Origin of the sequence: Bacteroides nordii (assembly GCF_019930665.1) — a bacterium.
In the GTDB taxonomy this organism is placed as follows: Bacteria; Bacteroidota; Bacteroidia; order Bacteroidales; family Bacteroidaceae; genus Bacteroides; species Bacteroides nordii.
In genome coordinates this window covers 409,364-426,991 of sequence record NZ_CP082886.1, presented here as the reverse complement: position 1 = coordinate 426,991, position 17,628 = coordinate 409,364, and the positions used below count along the sequence as shown (strand labels likewise).

Below are 17,628 nucleotides of genomic sequence, written 5' to 3'. Positions count from 1 at the left end.
AACCTTTAAAAGTTGAGGCCACTTTTTTAGCACGGAGAAATTATTTTCATCACTCCCATTCTATAGTTGCCGGTGGCTTGGAACTGATATCATAAGTTACACGATTCACACCCTTCACCTTATTAATTATATCATTAGAAACTTTTCCTAAGAACTCATAAGGCAAATGTGCCCAATCAGCCGTCATTGCATCGGTAGATGTCACAGCACGCAGCGCAACCGCTCTTTCATATGTACGTTCATCTCCCATTACACCTACAGACTGAACCGGAAGCAAGATAACACCTGCCTGCCATACCTGATCATACAATCCCCAATCTCTTAATCCTTGAATAAAGATATCGTCGGCATCCTGCAAGATAGATACTTTTTCCGGAGTTATATCACCTAAAATACGCACAGCTAATCCAGGTCCGGGAAATGGATGACGCGTAATCAAATGCTCAGGCATACCCAATTCGCGACCTACACGGCGAACTTCATCCTTAAACAAAAGACGAAGCGGTTCACAGAGCTTTAAGTGCATTTTTTCAGGCAATCCACCTACATTGTGATGACTCTTGATCACTGTACCCGTGATAGACAATGATTCGATACAGTCCGGATAGATTGTACCCTGTGCCAGCCATTTCACATCTTTAATCTTATGTGCTTCTTCATCAAATACATCGATAAAACCTTTACCTATGATCTTCCGTTTGCCTTCCGGTTCAGTTACGCCCTCCAATTCTGCAAAGAACTTAGCACTGGCGTCCACACCAATCACATTGAGACCAAGGCATTCATAATCATGCATTACGTTTTTAAATTCATTCTTACGAAGCATACCGTGGTCAACAAAGATACAAGTAAGGTTCTTACCGATAGCTCTATTCAATAATACGGCAGCTACTGACGAATCAACGCCACCACTTAAGCCAAGCACTACCTTATCATCACCCAACTGGGCTTTCAGTTCGGCTACTGTACTTTCAATAAACGAAGCCGGAGACCAATCTTGCTTACAACCACAAACATCTACCACAAAGTTCTTCAGCATCTGTGTCCCATCTTCACTATGAAACACTTCCGGATGAAATTGTACGCCCCATACCTGTTCTCCTTCAATCTGATAAGCAGCTATTTCTACTTTGTCAGTAGAAGCTATTTTCTTGAAATTGGAAGGAATAGCAGTAATGGTATCTCCATGGCTCATCCATACCTGAGTACCCTCTTTCACTCCTTTGAACAACACGTTGTCCTTGCAGAAAGAAGCCAGGTGGGCACGACCGTACTCACGCGTACCTGCCGGTTCTACTTTTCCGCCATTCGTATAAGCCATAAACTGTGCACCATAGCAAATGCCCAAAATAGGATATTTACCCCTTATCTCGTTCAGGTCTACCTTGAATGCATTTTCGTCATATACTGAGAAAGGGCTTCCGGAAAGGATAACACCTTTTACACTTTCATCTCCTTTGGGGAACTTGTTATAAGGAACAATTTCACAATACGTATCCAGCTCGCGTACACGACGGCCAATAAGCTGTGTAGTTTGCGATCCGAAATCAAGGATTATTATTTTTTCCTGCATATAAATGGTTGGATTTTGAATAAATGATCTGCAAAAGTATAAAAAACTATGTAACCTACTTGAACAATAGTCTATTTATTTTCCTTTTTGCTCCTTCAGCAAGTCACGTATTTCAGTCAGTAACACCTCTTCTTTAGTAGGAGCCGGCGGTGCAGGAGGCGTTGCAGGAGCAGCAGCTTCTTTCTTTGCAGTCAGTTTAGTCAACAGACGTATAAATAAGAATATAGAAAAGGCAATAATCAAGAAATCAAAAGTTGCCTGCAAAAAATTCCCATAATTCAACGTCACAGCAGCAATTTCTTTTCCATCTACCACCTCAGCAGGCTTCATTACCCACTTCAAATCCGTAAAATTCACTCCACCGACCAACAATCCGAGAGGAGGCATTATGACATCAGCCACCACTGATGACACAATCTTACCAAACGCTCCACCGATGATAACACCGACGGCCATATCAATCACGTTTCCCTTCATGGCAAAAGCCTTAAAGTCCTGTAAAAAAGTACTCTTTCCCATCTTTTTTTATATTTAATATTAATTTCGTGTGCGAATATAAAAACATTTTCTTACTTTTGCACCGCATTTAGAAAACAAATGCAAGTTCAGAAATATATTTGAACAAATATTATAAAACCCTTAAAAGTTTAAACAAAATGATTAAAGTAGGTATTAACGGTTTCGGCCGTATCGGTCGTATGGTGTTCCGTGCTGCAGTTAAGAACTTTGGTAACGATATTCAAATCGTAGGTATCAATGACTTGTTGGATGCTGATTATTTGGCATACATGTTGAAGTATGATTCAGTACACGGTCGTTTTGATGGTACTGTAGCTGTAGAAAACGGTGCTTTGATTGTAAACGGTAACAAAATCCGTTTGACTGCAGAGATGGATCCTGCTAACTTGAAATGGAACGAAGTTGACGCTGACGTTGTTGTTGAATCAACAGGTTTCTTCCTGACTGACGAAACAGCTCGCAAACATATCCAGGCTGGTGCTAAGAAAGTAATCATGTCTGCTCCTTCTAAGGATGCTACTCCTATGTTCGTATATGGTGTTAACCACGATACTTACGCAGGTCAGGACATTATCTCTAACGCTTCTTGTACTACTAACTGCTTGGCTCCTATCGCTAAAGTATTGAACGACAAGTTCGGTATCGTTAAAGGTTTGATGACTACAGTTCACGCTGCTACTGCTACTCAGAAAACAGTAGACGGTCCTTCTAAGAAAGACTGGAGAGGTGGTCGTGGTATCCTTGAAAACATCATCCCTTCTTCAACAGGTGCTGCTAAAGCTGTAGGTAAAGTATTGCCGGTATTGAACGGTAAACTGACTGGTATGGCATTCCGTGTTCCGACTTCTGACGTTTCTGTAGTTGACCTGACAGTAGTTCTGGAAAAACCTGCTACAGTAGAAGATATCAACGCTGCTATGAAAGAAGCTTCTGAAGGCGAATTGAAGGGTATCCTTGGCTATACTGACGATGCAGTTGTTTCAACTGACTTCCGTGGTTGCGCTATGACTTCAATCTTCGATTCTAAAGCTGGTATTTCTTTGGATTCTAACTTCGCTAAAGTTGTATCTTGGTATGACAACGAGTGGGGTTATTCAAACAAAGTTTGTGAAATGGCTCGCGTTATCGCTAAGAAATAATCATTCACAATATGATTCAAGTAAAGCTGCTTCGGTTTCCGAAGCAGCTTTTTTTATATATTCATTTTTGATCCGAAATGAGCAAAACTTACCACAGAGTAACACAGAGTTCCACAGAGTAGTATTTATCTGATGAAACGCAGATTAAAAGGCTGTAGTTCTTTATCATACATTTGTTTCCCTTTACGAAAATCTACGTTTATCTGTGTTTTAATAAAGATTTAAACTCTGTGTTACTCTGTGGTGAAATCATTCAGAAAAAACTAAAACGCTCTCTATTAATTAACAAAATTATATTAATCTGCGAAATAACCCTTATTCACTAATACTTTGTTAAAAAGCAGATCATTCCTACTGTAAATATCCACTATTTTAGTAATTTTGTAACTCATAAGTATAAACCAAATCATTCATAATCCGGCTTATATGAAGAGACTAAACGTAATATTGATTTTACTTTGCATTATTATTAATATGATGAACGCCCAAAACCCTTTTTTTGAAAAGTATACTACACCGTATGGAACTGTCCCATTCGATAAAATAAAAACAGAACATTATGAGCCTGCCATCCGTGAAGGAATCCGTCAGCAGGCAGCTGAGATAGATGCTATCGTTAATAACCCGGAAGCACCGACTTTTGCCAATACAATACTGGCATACGAAAAGTCAGGCGAACTATTGGATCGTGTAACGACTGTATTCGGTAATCTACGTAGTGCAGAGACGAATGATGATCTGCAAACACTGGCGCAGGAGATGATGCCACTTCTTAGTGAACACAGCAACAATATCAGTCTGAATGAAGAGTTATTTAAACGTGTAAAAGCTGTCTATAACCAAAAAGAGCAATTAAACCTAACTCCGGAACAAACCAAGTTACTCGAAAACATATATGATGGTTTTATCCGCCGGGGAGCCAATCTGCAAGGAGAAGCCAAAAAGCAATACCGTCAATTAACGAAAGAATTGAGCAGCCTTACATTGCAGTTCAGCGAAAACAACCTGAAAGAGATAAATAATTATCAGCTTGTGCTTACAGACAAAGCACAACTTGCCGGACTCCCGGAAAGCGCCATAGAAGCAGCAGCTGAAACAGCTAAAGAAAAAGGTGTAGAAGGCTGGGTATTCACTCTACAGGCACCAAGTTACATCCCTTTCATGACTTACGCCGACAATCGTGATCTGCGTCATGAGCTTTACATGGCTTATAATACCAAATGTACCCACAACAATGAGTACAACAATATCGATATTGTAAAGAAGCTCGTTAATACCCGAATGGCTATCGCACAATTGCTGGGATATGAAAACTTTGCCCAATACACTTTGAAAAAGCGGATGGCAGAAGACAGTGATGCGGTTTACAATCTGCTCAACCAACTTTTAGAGGCGTATACTCCTACTGCAAAGAAAGAATATCAGGAAGTACAGGAGTTGGCACGCCAGGAACAAGGTGCAGGGTTCACCGTTATGCCTTGGGATTGGAGTTACTATTCTAATAAACTAAAGGATAAGAAGTTCAATATCAATGAAGAAATGTTGCGTCCTTATTTTGAACTGGAAAAAGTAAAAGAAGGAGTATTTGGCCTGGCAACCCGCCTGTATGGAATTACCTTCAAAAAAAACATCGATATTCCGGTTTATCACAAGGATGTGGATGCCTATGAGGTACTTGACAAAGACAATAAAACGCTCGCCATACTTTATACAGACTTCCATCCACGTACAGGAAAACGTGCAGGTGCGTGGATGACCGAATATAAAGGCCAATGGATAGACGAAAAGACAGGAGAAAACAGCCGGCCACATGTGTCTATCGTGATGAACTTTACAAAACCAACAGGAAACAAACCCGCCTTACTGACTTTTGACGAAGTGGAAACATTTCTCCATGAATTCGGGCACAGCCTGCATGGCATGTTTGCAAATTCTACTTACGAGAGCCTCAGCGGCACCAGTGTTTATTGGGATTTTGTAGAGTTACCTTCACAAATTATGGAAAACTTTGCTATCGAAAAAGAGTTCCTTAATACGTTTGCCCAACACTATCAGACGGACGAAAAGCTACCCGAAGAACTGATAAAACGGCTGGTAGATGCCTCCAATTTCAATGCTGCCTATGCTTGTCTGCGTCAGGTTAGTTTCGGTTTGTTGGATATGGCATGGTATACCCGTAATGCTCCTTTTGAAGGAGATGTGAAAGAGTACGAACAACAATCATGGGCCAAAGCACAAATATTACCGGTTGTGAAAGATGCCTGTATGAGTACACAGTTCTCACACATCTTTGCCGGAGGATACTCTGCCGGATATTACAGTTATAAATGGGCGGAGGTATTGGATGCGGATGCTTTCTCGTTGTTTAAACAGAAAGGTATATTTAACAGAGAAGTTGCCGAATCATTCCGCAACAATATTCTGTCAAAAGGTGGAACAGAACATCCAATGATACTTTATAAGCGCTTCCGTGGACAAGAGCCTACAATTGACGCATTGCTCATCAGAAATGGCATTAAAGAAAACACTGGAAATAAAAAAACTGAAGATTAGAAACCAAGATGAAGAAACAAATATTGAAATATATCGGAATATTGTTTGCAATCATGCTGATTCCAGCTTTAAGCGGATGTAATGATACGGATGATGTGCAAAAGATATTCACAGGGAAAACATGGAAGATGACCTATATCACCAAAAAGGGTGAACATAGATGGTATACTTTTCCGGGAGTAGACGAAAAGAACTATTTGTCTTATGATCCAACCACCGGAACAAGGGCATTCCGGATAACTTTCACAGGCAGTACAAGTGAAAACAGGATCAATGGTGACTTCAACGGTTCCGGTTCTGTGGTTATGAACGGTACATGGGAAGCAAATGGCGAAAAACAAACTTTCCGAACAACTGTAAAAGATAAAAGGGTGACCGATTCAAATGACAAATTGGGGCAGTTCATCATCGAAGCAATAACCAAAGCAACCTCCTATGAAGGAGATGAATACAATTTGTACCTCTATTTTGAATATAATACAGAAACTCTGTGCATTACATTTGCACCCGAAAGATAAAACACATATGATAATGGATAAACAATCAGAATTAGATAAACGTTATATACGTATGGCCAGCATCTGGGCTGAAAATTCGTATTGCCAACGGCGCAAAGTAGGAGCATTGATTGTCAAGGACAAAATGATCATTTCCGACGGATATAACGGAACGCCTTCCGGCTTCGAGAATGTCTGTGAAGATGAAAACAATGTCACAAAGCCCTATGTGCTTCATGCCGAAGCAAACGCCATAACCAAAATAGCACGTTCTAACAACAGCAGTGATGGTGCTACCATGTACGTCACGGCCTCTCCTTGTATTGAATGTGCTAAACTCATCATCCAGGCAGGTATCAAACGAGTGGTTTACTCCGAGCATTATCGTCTGGAAGATGGAATTGAATTACTCAAACGGGCCGGAATAGAAGTCATATTTGTGACAACCGACCACGAGTAACAATAACAAAAAAAGAAAAAACAGCAAACCGCAGTTATAGCATAGCTCCCCGCAGCTTGCAACTACTAACTAATAACTAATAAAAAAGCATGAGTACAAAAAACTCTTCCCGTTTTACCCCTGTCATCATTGCTATCAGCGTAGTAATCGGAATCCTCATCGGAACGTTCTACGCCAAACATTTTGCAGGCAATCGCTTAGGCATTATCAACGGATCATCCAATAAGTTGAATGCTTTACTCCGTATTGTTGATGACCAATATGTAGATACGGTGAACATGACAGACCTTGTAGAAAAAGCAATGCCTCAGATTCTGGCTGAACTTGATCCGCATTCAACCTACATTCCAGCACAAAATCTGGAAGAAGTAAACTCTGAATTGGAAGGAAGTTTTAGTGGAATAGGTATCCAGTTTACAATACAATACGATACCATACATGTAAATGCCGTTATTCCCGGCGGACCTTCCGAAAAAGTAGGACTAATGGCAGGTGACCGTATTGTAACCGTAGATGATAGCCTCTTTGTTGGAAAAGAAGTCACCAACGAACGGGCCATGCGTAAACTGAAAGGACCGAAAGGCAGTCAGGTAAAATTAGGTATTAAGCGTGCAACCGAAAAAGACCTGATCAATTTCACGATTACCCGTGGCGATATCCCGCAGAACACAATAGATGCCGCATACATGCTGAACGATGATTTCGGATATATCCAAATCAGTAAATTCGGACGCACGTCGCACGTAGAATTATTAAATGCTCTCGCACAACTGAATCATAAGAATTGCAAAGGACTTATCATAGATCTTCGTGGAAACACCGGAGGATATATGGATGCTGCCACACGAATGGTAAATGAGTTTCTGCCGCAAGGAAAATTAATTGTTTATGCACAGGGACGTAAATACAAACGTCTGGATGAAGTTGCTAACGGAACAGGAAGCTGCCAGAATCTCCCATTGGTTGTTCTTGTGGACGAAGGATCGGCTTCTGCCAGCGAAATTTTCTCGGGTGCTATTCAGGATAACGACCGTGGAACTATCGTAGGACGTCGTTCATTCGGTAAAGGACTGGTACAGCAACCCATCGATTTCAGCGACGGTTCTGCCATTCGTCTAACAATTGCCCGTTACTACACTCCGTCAGGACGTTGTATACAGCGCCCATACGAAAATGGAAAAGACCGCAATTATGAAATGGATTTGTACAACCGTTATACCCACGGAGAATTTTTCTCACGTGACAGTATAAAACTGGACGAATCACAGCGCTACTCAACCGGGTTAGGACGCCCTGTATACGGTGGTGGCGGTATTATGCCCGACGTATTTGTGCCACAAGATACTACCGGTGTCACCTCCTACTTGTCTACCGTACTAAACAAGGGGTTGACTATCCTCTTTACATTCCAGTATACGGACAACAACCGCGAGAAACTAAGTAAATACGATACGGAAGAATCACTCGTAAACTACCTGCGTCAGCAGGGGCTCGTTGAGCAATTCGTTCGTTATGCCGAAACAAAAGGCGTTAAGAGAAGAAATATACTCATTCAGAAGTCATATAAACTACTGGAAAAGAATATCTTCGGAAACATCATTTACAATATGTTGGGAAAAGAAGCTTATATCAAATATTCCAACCTGACAGATCCGACTGTGAAGAAAGGATTGGATTTGCTGGAAAAAGGTGAGGCTTTCCCCAAAGCACCGGAAATAGTTGAAGAACCGGAAATCAAGAAAAACGATGAAGGAAAGAAAAAAAGAACTGCGCAAGCTGATAGCGCAAGAGAAAACCCGGTATTGCGACTCTACGCTGAAGGCACTCTCTGCTGATATTTTAGCTAACCTGGAAAGTCATCCGGCTTTCCAGGCAGCAAACACCATACTACTCTACCACTCCTTGAAGGATGAAGTCCAGACCCACTCCTTCATTGAGAAGTGGAGTGAAAGAAAAAGGATAATATTACCTGTCGTTGTTGGAGATTATCTGGAACTACGACTTTATACAAGCCCCCAGGATCTGATTATCGGTTCTTATGGTATCGCCGAACCTACCGGAAAATTGTTCACCGACTATGATTCCATTGAACTGGCAGTAGTTCCGGGCGTCGCTTTTGACCAAACCGGACATCGGTTAGGAAGAGGTAAGGGTTATTACGACAAACTCCTCCCCCACATTACAGCCACAAAACTTGGAATATGTTTTCCCTTTCAATTGCTTGAAGAGGTACCTGCAGAGCCGTTTGACATCTGCATGGATGAAATTATAACAAAATGAAAACTAATTACCACACCCATACTACCCGCTGCCACCATGCGACAGGGAGTGACGAAGAATTTGTTTTAAGTGCCATCAAAGGAGGTTATCAGATAGTAGGGTTCTCAGACCATAGTCCGTGGAAGTATCATACGGACTATGTATCAGATATCCGGATGACTCCTGAAGAATTCCCTGAATATGTAGAGAGTATCCGGAGCCTGCAAGAAAAATATAAAGACCGGATAAAGATACATTTAGGATTGGAATGCGAATATTTTCCTGAATACATACATTGGCTGAAAGAACTGATAAAAGAATATAAGCTCGATTTTATCATCTTTGGCAATCATCATTTCCACACAGACGAAAAATTTCCCTACTTCGGACGTAACACTACCACACCAGACATGCTCGAACTCTACGAAGAGAGTGCAATCGAAGGAATGGAAAGCGGTCTGTTTGCTTACTTGGCCCACCCTGATCTTTTCATGCGTTCTTATCCGGAATTTGATTCCCACTGTAAATTAATTAGCCGGCACATTTGCCGCACAGCTGCCCGGCTTAATATCCCTTTGGAATATAATATAGGAATGATGGACCACAACCAGGCTTTTGGCACTCTGACCTATCCACACCCGGAGTTTTGGCATATTGCTGTTAACGAGGGTTGCACAGCCATCATTGGAGTAGATGCACACGACACTAAATCACTGGAATATTCAGGATATTACGATCAGGCTTGTGAAAACCTGAAACTATTGAAAATAAAAACAATTGATACACTTCCCCGCTTGAACGAATGAGTTATTCAGTGAAAAGAATACGTTCATAACTCTCTAATAATCAAGACTTATAAGAATGTACATTTTTACATAACAAGAGGGTACATTCTTGTTATACCAAAGTGTACAATATTGTCATGCATAAGTGTACAATCTTATAAAACATGAGCTACAAGTGAATGCATACCATTCTACCTGTAGCTCATATTTATAATGCAAGTTATAAAATTCAGCTGCCTATAAGGCAAGCCATTTCAGTTACCACTTTAAATCCGGGAAATAACTCGTCAGGCAATTCCTCAAAATACTCAATGTAATGGGTTTCACCAATACCTCTGTAGCTCCACATTTCATTGCATTTTCTTTATCGGAACTGAATGCATATGCAGTCTGCATTATGATAGGTATTTTCTGATCCTCTTTACGAATAATCACTGTTGCGTCCAAACCAGTCATTATCGGCATTTTAATATCCATAAGTATCGCTGCAGCTTTGCCACGATTCTCATTGAACAATTTCACTATTTCCTCTCCGTTCTTAGCCCACAGGATATCACATTTTTTTCCTATGATAGCCTTTATCAATTTGAAATTACTGTCATCGTCTTCCGCCACCAGTATTAGCGGACGGAAGTCTGTTGTTGATTCATTTTCCATTATAATGATTGTTATATTCGCGTGTACATATTAGTATATCGTAATTATATCATACGCATTCAGCGCGCAAGTTATAAAAAAAAATAATATAAATGATTATCTTTGCCAAAAAAGCGAAGATAAGCTGCACCTTGGCATAAAAAATGAACTCGTTCATTTTATTCTGCTCCCGGTTTGCATTATCTTTGCACCTCATTTTAACGAACATATATGATTTCAGTAGACGGAGTTGCCGTAGAATTCGGCGGAACCACCTTATTTAGTGATATTTCTTTTGTAATTAACGAAAAAGACCGTATTGCCCTGATGGGTAAAAACGGAGCAGGTAAAAGCACACTGCTTAAAATATTGGCAGGAGTCCGCCAACCGACCCGAGGGAATATTTCAGCTCCCAAAGAGTGTGTTATTGCTTATCTTCCACAGCATTTAATGACCGAAGACGGACGTACCGTATTTGAGGAAACAGCACAGGCGTTCGCTCATCTGCATGAAATGGAGGCCGAAATAGAACAATTAAATAAAGAGCTGGAGACCCGCACTGATTACGAAAGCGACAGTTATATGGAACTGATTGAAAAGGTTTCATCACTGAGTGAAAAGTTCTATTCGATTGATGCAACCAACTATGAAGAGGATGTAGAAAAAGCATTATTAGGACTCGGTTTCGTGCGTGAGGACTTCCATCGGCAGACAAGTGACTTCAGCGGTGGCTGGCGTATGCGCATCGAACTGGCAAAACTGTTACTGAAAAAGCCGGACGTATTGCTACTGGACGAGCCGACCAATCACCTGGATATTGAGTCTATACAATGGCTGGAAGACTTCCTCACCAACAATGGTAAAGCGGTAATCGTAATCAGCCATGACCGTAAATTCGTCGATAACATCACCACCCGTACCATCGAAGTGACAATGGGACGCATCTATGACTATAAAGTTAACTATTCCCAATACCTGCAATTACGCGCAGAACGTCGTGTGCAGCAGCAAAAACAGTATGACGAACAACAGAAATTCATTGCCGAAACCACCGAATTCATAGAACGGTTTAAAGGAACATACTCCAAAACCCTGCAAGTACAAAGCCGTGTGAAGATGCTCGAGAAATTGGTATTGCTGGAAGTGGACGAAGAAGATACATCGGCTTTACGCCTGAAATTTCCACCTTCTCCCCGCTCGGGTAGTTATCCGGTAATTATGGACAATGTAGGTAAAACCTATGGCGAACATACAGTATTCAAAAATGCTTCACTTACTATAGAACGCGGAGATAAGGTAGCATTTGTCGGAAAAAACGGTGAAGGTAAATCCACATTAGTGAAATGTATCATGAAAGAAATCGAACATGAGGGTACATTGACTCTGGGACACAACGTACAGATAGGATACTTCGCACAGAACCAGGCCTCACTGTTAGACGAGAACCTAACCGTATTCCAGACCATCGACGATGTGGCTAAAGGAGAAATCCGTAATAAGATACGCGACCTGTTAGGAGCTTTCATGTTTGGCGGACCGGAAGAGTCAATGAAGAAGGTGAAAGTACTATCGGGAGGCGAACGTACACGTTTAGCTATGATTAAGCTATTGCTCGAACCGGTAAACCTGCTGATTCTGGATGAGCCTACCAATCATCTTGACCTCAAAACAAAGGATATCCTAAAACAGGCTCTGATTGATTTTGACGGTACGTTGATTGTCGTTTCACATGACCGTGACTTCTTGGATGGACTGGTGACAAAAGTATACGAATTCGGCAACAAGAAAGTAAAAGAACACTTATGCGGCATCTACGAATTCCTGGAAAAGAAAAAGATGGACTCTCTGCAAGAATTAGAAAAAAAATAAGTGCTTCCCGCACGGGGAAGTAGGCCAAGCGATGGGTATATTTTGAAACGCGGATTAACGCGAATTTGCGCAAATTAAAAGACTGTTATTCTATCTCGTCTTTCTTTGTGCAAATCCGCGTTAATCTGCGTTTTATTGAATAATAATACTCTGTGGAACTCTGTGAGCCTCTGTGGTGAAATCCCTCCAAATTATCTTTTTAATATTTTAAGTACTATAATTTGCTATTCGATAAGGTAAATCCTATCTTTGCCAACCGATTAAAGATTTAAACTTGAAGAACAAAAGGTACATATTCTATATTCTATTTGTCATCAGCATCATTATGCTGGCAGTACCCCTTGTTCCCCATCATCACCATGCCAATGGGATGATCTGCATGAAACATGATGTAACACCTGAAGAACAATGCCCTGTACACAATCACCACCGGGAAAATGACTCCTGCTGCAGTGACGAATGTCTGGCGCGTTTTTCATCTCCTGCACCCAGTGCGCAGGTAGAATTGGGACCACAACACATGTTTGTTGCTATCTTATTCACCGACTTTATAATTGAAAATCTACTCCGACCTCAGGAAAAACAATTCACAAACGAATATGTCTACCGAGAGTCTTTACACGGCACGAATATCACTCGTGCCTTCGGACTTCGTGCCCCTCCCTCTACATTCATCTAACTAAACAATGTAGTTATTACATTGTTTGCAAGACAGTTGCGCCCGCGAATTTCTACTTTTGCAGGGTGAATTGTGACGAATTTACAAAACGAAATCATTAAGAATGTATATTATATAATCATGAAGAAACTTATCTTTATGGGAGTTCTGGGATTGTTTATTCTGGGCTCCTGCAACAGCAAACCGGGGAATAATCCCGAAGAACACAATCATGGTACCGAGGCTCATGACCATGACCACGAAGGACACGACCACGAAAATGAAGGACACAGTGCCACCAAAGAATGCGAAGGGCATAATCACGGTAGCGAAGCTTCCGAAAGCGAACATAGCGATGAAATTATTCTTCCCAAAGCTAAGGCAGAAGCTGCCGGCGTGAAGGTGAGTACCATCGAACCGGGAACTTTTGAACAAGTGATAAAGACCAGCGGACAAGTACTTGCCGCACAGGGAGACGAAAGCGTAGCCGTAGCTACGGTAGCCGGTGTTGTCAGCTTTCATGGTAAAGTTACCGAGGGCATGAGTGTAGGGAAAGGCAGTACCCTGCTAACCATCTCATCCAGTAATATAGCAGATGGTGACCCGGTGCAACGTGCCCGTATTGCCTATGAAATCTCAAAGAAAGAATACGAACGTATGAAAGCGTTGGTTAAAAACAAAATCGTATCCGACAAAGATTTCGCACAAGCCGAACAAAATTACGAGAATGCCCGTATCAGCTACGAAGCACTCGCCAAAGGAAATACCAAAGGCGGACAAGCCATATCTTCTCCTATCGGCGGATATGTGAAAAATATCTTAGTCAAAGAGGGAGATTATGTTACCATCGGACAACCGTTGGTCAGCGTAACACAAAACCGTCGTCTTTTCCTGCGCGCAGAAGTTTCAGAGAAATACTACCCATATCTGCGCACTATTGGTTCGGCTAACTTCAAAACGCCGTATGATAATAAGGTGTATGCACTGAAAGAATTAAGCGGACGCCTCCTTTCGTTTGGCAAGTCTGCCGGAGATAATTCATTCTATGTTCCGGTAACATTTGAGTTTGACAACAAAGGAGATATTATTCCCGGTTCGTTTGTAGAGGTATATCTACTGTCAACCCCGATGGAAAATGTTATCTCGCTCCCTCGCACTGCACTGACAGAGGAGCAAGGATTATTCTTTGTCTATTTGCAACTGGATGAAGAAGGCTATAAAAAGCAGGAAGTGACGCTGGGTGCAGATAATGGGCAAAGCGTACAGATACTGACAGGTGTCAAAGCGGGCGATCCTGTTGTTGTCAACGGTGCCTACCAGGTGAAACTGGCTTCGGCAAGTAATGCGATACCGGCACATAGCCATGAACACTAAAAAAGATTTACGATTGGACGATTTACAATTTACGATTGATGAAAGAGATTGTAAATCAAAGTAATTTCAATCGTAAATCGTAAATTGTCCAATCGTAAATAATTGTAATTTCAATCGTAAATTGTAAATTGTCTAATTGTAAATCATTTCATGTTAAATAAAATTATACATTTCTCTCTTCAGAACCGCATCCTGGTACTCGTGGCCTCGGTGTTGTTGCTGATTGGCGGTACGTATACCGCAATGCATACAGAAGTGGACGTATTCCCCGACCTCAATGCGCCAACAGTGGTCATCATGACTGAGGCCAATGGAATGGCAGCTGAAGAAGTGGAACAGCTCGTCACCTTTCCCGTAGAAACTTCTGTAAATGGTGCAACAGGCGTGCGCCGCGTACGCTCTTCTTCCACAAATGGATTTTCTGTAGTTTGGGTAGAATTTGACTGGGGAACGGATATTTATCTGGCCCGGCAGATTGTAAGCGAAAAGCTCGCAGTAGTCAATGAATCATTGCCCGCCAATGTGGGCAAACCAACACTGGGACCACAGTCTTCCATATTGGGTGAGATGCTGATTATCGGCCTTACGGCAGATTCAACATCTATGCTCGACCTGCGTACTATCGCCGACTGGACAATTCGTCCGCGTCTGCTTTCAACAGGAGGTGTGGCACAAGTAGCCGTTTTGGGTGGCGACTTGAAAGAGTATCAAATACAACTCGACCCGGAACGGATGCGTCACTATGGGGTATCTATGGGTGAAGTAATGAACACCACCCGGGATATGAATCTCAACGCCAACGGTGGAGTACTTTATGAATATGGAAACGAATATATAGTACGCGGAGTACTCTCTACAGATAAGGCAGATCAGCTGGGAAAAGCCGTAGTAAAGAGTATCAATACCGTACCTGTACTATTGGAAGATATAGCAGACGTAGCCATCGGAGCAAAAGCTCCGAAGTTGGGTACGGCCTCGGAACGGGGAAAACCTGCTGTATTGCTGACAGTTACCAAACAACCTTCTACCAGTACACTGGAACTGACGGATAAACTGGAAGCTTCTTTAAAGGATTTACAGAAGAACCTCCCTGCGGATGTAAAGGTTTCTACCGATATCTTCCGCCAAAGCCGTTTTATCGAAAGCTCCATCGGAAACGTGAAAAAGTCATTGTTGGAAGGGGGTATCTTCGTTGTGATCGTGCTCTTCCTGTTTCTGGCAAACGTACGAACCACAATTATTTCACTGGTAACACTGCCCATTTCACTGATTGTTTCCATTCTCACCCTTCACTATATGGGGATGACTATCAACACAATGAGTCTTGGCGGTATGGCAATTGCAATCGGTTCATTGGTGGACGATGCTATTGTAGATGTAGAAAACGTATATAAACGACTCCGTGAAAACCGGATGAAATCGGAGACTGAACGTCTCCCGGTACTCGACGTGGTATTCAATGCTTCCAAAGAGGTACGTATGCCTATTCTGAACTCTACACTGATCATTGTAGTGAGTTTCGTACCCCTCTTTTTCCTTACAGGTATGGAAGGACGTATGTTAGTACCGCTGGGCGTTGCTTTTATTGTGGCACTGTTCGCTTCTACAATAGTGGCTTTAACGGTTACTCCGGTACTATGCTCTTACCTGTTAGGCAGAAACAAGAGTGACAAAATCCCCAAAGAAGCATTCGTAGCACGCTGGTTGAAAGGTGTTTATGAAAAAGCATTGAGATGGGTACTTAATCACAAACGAATCACGTTGGGAAGTACCATTGCTCTGTTTATTGTTGCTTTGGGATGTTTCTTCACGTTAGGACGCTCCTTCTTACCGCCTTTCAACGAAGGTTCATTTACCATCAATATATCTTCGCTGCCGGGTATCTCTCTGGAAGAGAGTAACAAAATGGGACACCGTGCGGAAATGTTGCTATTAACTATTCCTGAGATACAGACCGTGGCCCGTAAAACAGGTCGTGCCGAACTGGATGAACATGCCCTAGGAGTGAATACCTCGGAGATAGAAGCACCATTTGAACTGAAAGACCGTTCGCGCAGTGAGCTCATTGCAGATGTACGTGAGAAACTGGGTACAATCACCGGAGCAAATATCGAGATCGGCCAGCCTATCAGCCACCGTATCGACGCTATGCTATCCGGAACAAAAGCCAATATCGCTATTAAGCTTTTCGGAGATGACTTAAACAAAATGTTCTCTTTAGGTAATGAAATAAAAGGGGCTATTGAAGGTATTCCCGGTATTGCCGACCTGAATGTGGAACAACAGATTGAACGCCCACAGCTAAAAATCACTCCGAAACGTGAAATGCTTGCCAAATATGGTATCACCCTGCCGGAATTCTCGGAATATATCAATGTAGCATTGGCAGGTGAAGTCATTTCACAGGTTTACGAAAAAGGCAAGGCATTCGATCTCATTGTTAAAGTGAAAGATAACTTCCGTGATGAAGCCGAGAAGATACGTAACCTGATGGTAGATACATCGGACGGAAAGAAGGTACCCCTAAGTTACGTAGCTGATGTTGTTTCGGCTATGGGTCCCAATACCATTAACCGTGAAAACGTGAAACGTAAGATTGTGATTTCTGCAAACGTAGCCGACCGCGACCTTCGCAGCGTAGTAAATGATATACAGAAAAAGATAGATACCTCCGTAAAGCTCCCGGAAGGGTACCATATTGAATATGGAGGGCAATTTGAAAGCGAACAGGCAGCAAGCCGCACGCTGGCCTTGACTTCCTTCATGAGTATCGTTATAATCTTCTTACTGCTGTACCATGAGTTCCGGAGTGTAAAAGAGTCCGGAGTGATTCTGCTGAACTTGCCGTTGGCGCTGATTGGTGGCGTATTTGCGCTACTCATCACCACAGGTGAAGTCAGTATCCCGGCCATCATCGGATTTATCTCTCTGTTTGGTATCGCTACACGTAATGGTATGTTACTTATCAGCCATTACAATCACCTGCAACAGGAAGAGGGTATGGGAGTATACGATAGTGTAATTCATGGCTCACTGGACCGGTTGAATCCTATCTTGATGACAGCACTTTCCAGTGCTCTGGCGCTGATACCACTGGCGCTGAGTGGCGATCTGCCGGGTAACGAGATACAAAGTCCAATGGCAAAAGTAATCTTAGGAGGTCTTTTAACATCGACTTTCCTGAACGGATTTATCATTCCCATTGTTTACCTGATGATGCATCGCCGCTCCCCACAGAAGGAGGAGATACGCCAAACGACAGATGGTGGGAATATCTCTAATGAAAAGAATAAATAATAGAATGAA

14 protein-coding genes are annotated in these 17,628 nt (G+C 42.1%); 11 read left to right on the top strand and 3 right to left on the bottom strand.

Annotation, left to right across the window (positions count from 1 at the left end; translation table 11 throughout):
• Window positions 1-49 precede the first annotated feature (49 nt).
• Window positions 50-1,573, bottom strand: a complete 1,524-nt coding sequence (guaA, locus tag K8P02_RS01595; RefSeq protein ID WP_002559489.1) for a glutamine-hydrolyzing GMP synthase — start codon at window positions 1,571-1,573, stop codon at window positions 50-52.
• A 75-nt stretch (window positions 1,574-1,648) separates the two neighbouring features.
• On the bottom strand, window positions 1,649-2,092 hold the full coding sequence (gene mscL / locus K8P02_RS01590; protein ID WP_002559488.1) for a large-conductance mechanosensitive channel protein MscL: 444 nt from the start codon (window positions 2,090-2,092) through the stop codon (window positions 1,649-1,651).
• A gap of 137 nt (window positions 2,093-2,229) precedes the next feature.
• On the opposite strand from mscL, the gene gap reads away from it, so the two are divergent.
• From gap to K8P02_RS01555, 7 genes are all read left to right on the top strand, one after another.
• Window positions 2,230-3,231 (top strand): type I glyceraldehyde-3-phosphate dehydrogenase, encoded by a 1,002-nt coding sequence (gene gap, locus K8P02_RS01585; protein WP_002559487.1) that lies wholly within the window; start codon window positions 2,230-2,232, stop codon window positions 3,229-3,231.
• A 426-nt stretch (window positions 3,232-3,657) separates the two neighbouring features.
• Window positions 3,658-5,784 (top strand): M3 family metallopeptidase, encoded by a 2,127-nt coding sequence (locus K8P02_RS01580; RefSeq protein ID WP_226812560.1) that lies wholly within the window; start codon window positions 3,658-3,660, stop codon window positions 5,782-5,784.
• Between the two features lie 8 nt (window positions 5,785-5,792).
• Complete coding sequence (locus K8P02_RS01575) at window positions 5,793-6,302, top strand: DUF4847 family protein (protein ID WP_025866498.1); 510 nt, start codon at window positions 5,793-5,795, stop codon at window positions 6,300-6,302.
• Between the two features lie 13 nt (window positions 6,303-6,315).
• A complete protein-coding gene (locus tag K8P02_RS01570; protein WP_007484284.1) occupies window positions 6,316-6,741 on the top strand; it encodes a dCMP deaminase family protein in 426 nt (141 codons plus the stop codon).
• 89 nt (window positions 6,742-6,830) lie between these two features.
• Window positions 6,831-8,576 (top strand): S41 family peptidase, encoded by a 1,746-nt coding sequence (locus tag K8P02_RS01565; protein ID WP_007484283.1) that lies wholly within the window; start codon window positions 6,831-6,833, stop codon window positions 8,574-8,576.
• Window positions 8,488-9,021 carry a 5-formyltetrahydrofolate cyclo-ligase gene (locus K8P02_RS01560; RefSeq protein ID WP_025866499.1) on the top strand — a complete coding sequence of 178 codons (534 nt, stop codon included), beginning with the start codon at window positions 8,488-8,490 and terminating at the stop codon, window positions 9,019-9,021. Before K8P02_RS01565 ends, K8P02_RS01560 begins: the two co-directional genes overlap by 89 nt.
• Window positions 9,018-9,806 carry a histidinol-phosphatase gene (locus tag K8P02_RS01555; protein ID WP_025866500.1) on the top strand — a complete coding sequence of 263 codons (789 nt, stop codon included), beginning with the start codon at window positions 9,018-9,020 and terminating at the stop codon, window positions 9,804-9,806. Before K8P02_RS01560 ends, K8P02_RS01555 begins: the two co-directional genes overlap by 4 nt.
• Before the next feature lie 237 nt (window positions 9,807-10,043).
• Here K8P02_RS01555 and K8P02_RS01550 read toward each other — a convergent pair whose 3' ends face one another.
• Window positions 10,044-10,442 carry a response regulator gene (locus K8P02_RS01550; RefSeq protein ID WP_007484281.1) on the bottom strand — a complete coding sequence of 133 codons (399 nt, stop codon included), beginning with the start codon at window positions 10,440-10,442 and terminating at the stop codon, window positions 10,044-10,046.
• Between the two features lie 210 nt (window positions 10,443-10,652).
• Here K8P02_RS01550 and K8P02_RS01545 point away from each other — a divergent pair, with 210 nt between their 5' ends.
• The 4 genes from K8P02_RS01545 to K8P02_RS01530 all read left to right on the top strand — a co-directional run bounded on the left by K8P02_RS01545 (window position 10,653) and on the right by K8P02_RS01530 (window position 17,619).
• A complete protein-coding gene (locus tag K8P02_RS01545; RefSeq protein WP_223381905.1) occupies window positions 10,653-12,290 on the top strand; it encodes an ABC-F family ATP-binding cassette domain-containing protein in 1,638 nt (545 codons plus the stop codon).
• 274 nt (window positions 12,291-12,564) lie between these two features.
• On the top strand, window positions 12,565-12,969 hold the full coding sequence (locus K8P02_RS01540) for a DUF6769 family protein (protein WP_182416590.1): 405 nt from the start codon (window positions 12,565-12,567) through the stop codon (window positions 12,967-12,969).
• Window positions 12,970-13,089: 120 nt separating this feature from the next.
• A complete protein-coding gene (locus K8P02_RS01535) occupies window positions 13,090-14,322 on the top strand; it encodes an efflux RND transporter periplasmic adaptor subunit (protein WP_025866501.1) in 1,233 nt (410 codons plus the stop codon).
• A 150-nt stretch (window positions 14,323-14,472) separates the two neighbouring features.
• Window positions 14,473-17,619 (top strand): efflux RND transporter permease subunit, encoded by a 3,147-nt coding sequence (locus tag K8P02_RS01530; protein WP_025866502.1) that lies wholly within the window; start codon window positions 14,473-14,475, stop codon window positions 17,617-17,619.
• The last annotated feature ends 9 nt before the right edge of the window (window positions 17,620-17,628 follow it).

Bases quoted from the DNA above. Each gene is read 5' to 3' on its own strand.
- K8P02_RS01555 (WP_025866500.1), top strand. From the start codon at position 9,018: ATGAAAACTAATTACCACACCCATACTACCCGCTGCCACCATGCGACA.
- K8P02_RS01550 (WP_007484281.1), bottom strand. From the start codon at position 10,442: ATGGAAAATGAATCAACAACAGACTTCCGTCCGCTAATACTGGTGGCG.
- K8P02_RS01545 (WP_223381905.1), top strand. From the start codon at position 10,653: ATGATTTCAGTAGACGGAGTTGCCGTAGAATTCGGCGGAACCACCTTA.
- K8P02_RS01535 (WP_025866501.1), top strand. From the start codon at position 13,090: ATGAAGAAACTTATCTTTATGGGAGTTCTGGGATTGTTTATTCTGGGC.
- K8P02_RS01580 (WP_226812560.1), top strand. From the start codon at position 3,658: ATGAAGAGACTAAACGTAATATTGATTTTACTTTGCATTATTATTAAT.
- mscL (WP_002559488.1), bottom strand. From the start codon at position 2,092: ATGGGAAAGAGTACTTTTTTACAGGACTTTAAGGCTTTTGCCATGAAG.
- K8P02_RS01565 (WP_007484283.1), top strand. From the start codon at position 6,831: ATGAGTACAAAAAACTCTTCCCGTTTTACCCCTGTCATCATTGCTATC.
- guaA (WP_002559489.1), bottom strand. From the start codon at position 1,573: ATGCAGGAAAAAATAATAATCCTTGATTTCGGATCGCAAACTACACAG.
- K8P02_RS01575 (WP_025866498.1), top strand. From the start codon at position 5,793: ATGAAGAAACAAATATTGAAATATATCGGAATATTGTTTGCAATCATG.
- gap (WP_002559487.1), top strand. From the start codon at position 2,230: ATGATTAAAGTAGGTATTAACGGTTTCGGCCGTATCGGTCGTATGGTG.
- K8P02_RS01570 (WP_007484284.1), top strand. From the start codon at position 6,316: ATGGATAAACAATCAGAATTAGATAAACGTTATATACGTATGGCCAGC.
- K8P02_RS01530 (WP_025866502.1), top strand. From the start codon at position 14,473: ATGTTAAATAAAATTATACATTTCTCTCTTCAGAACCGCATCCTGGTA.
- K8P02_RS01560 (WP_025866499.1), top strand. From the start codon at position 8,488: ATGAAGGAAAGAAAAAAAGAACTGCGCAAGCTGATAGCGCAAGAGAAA.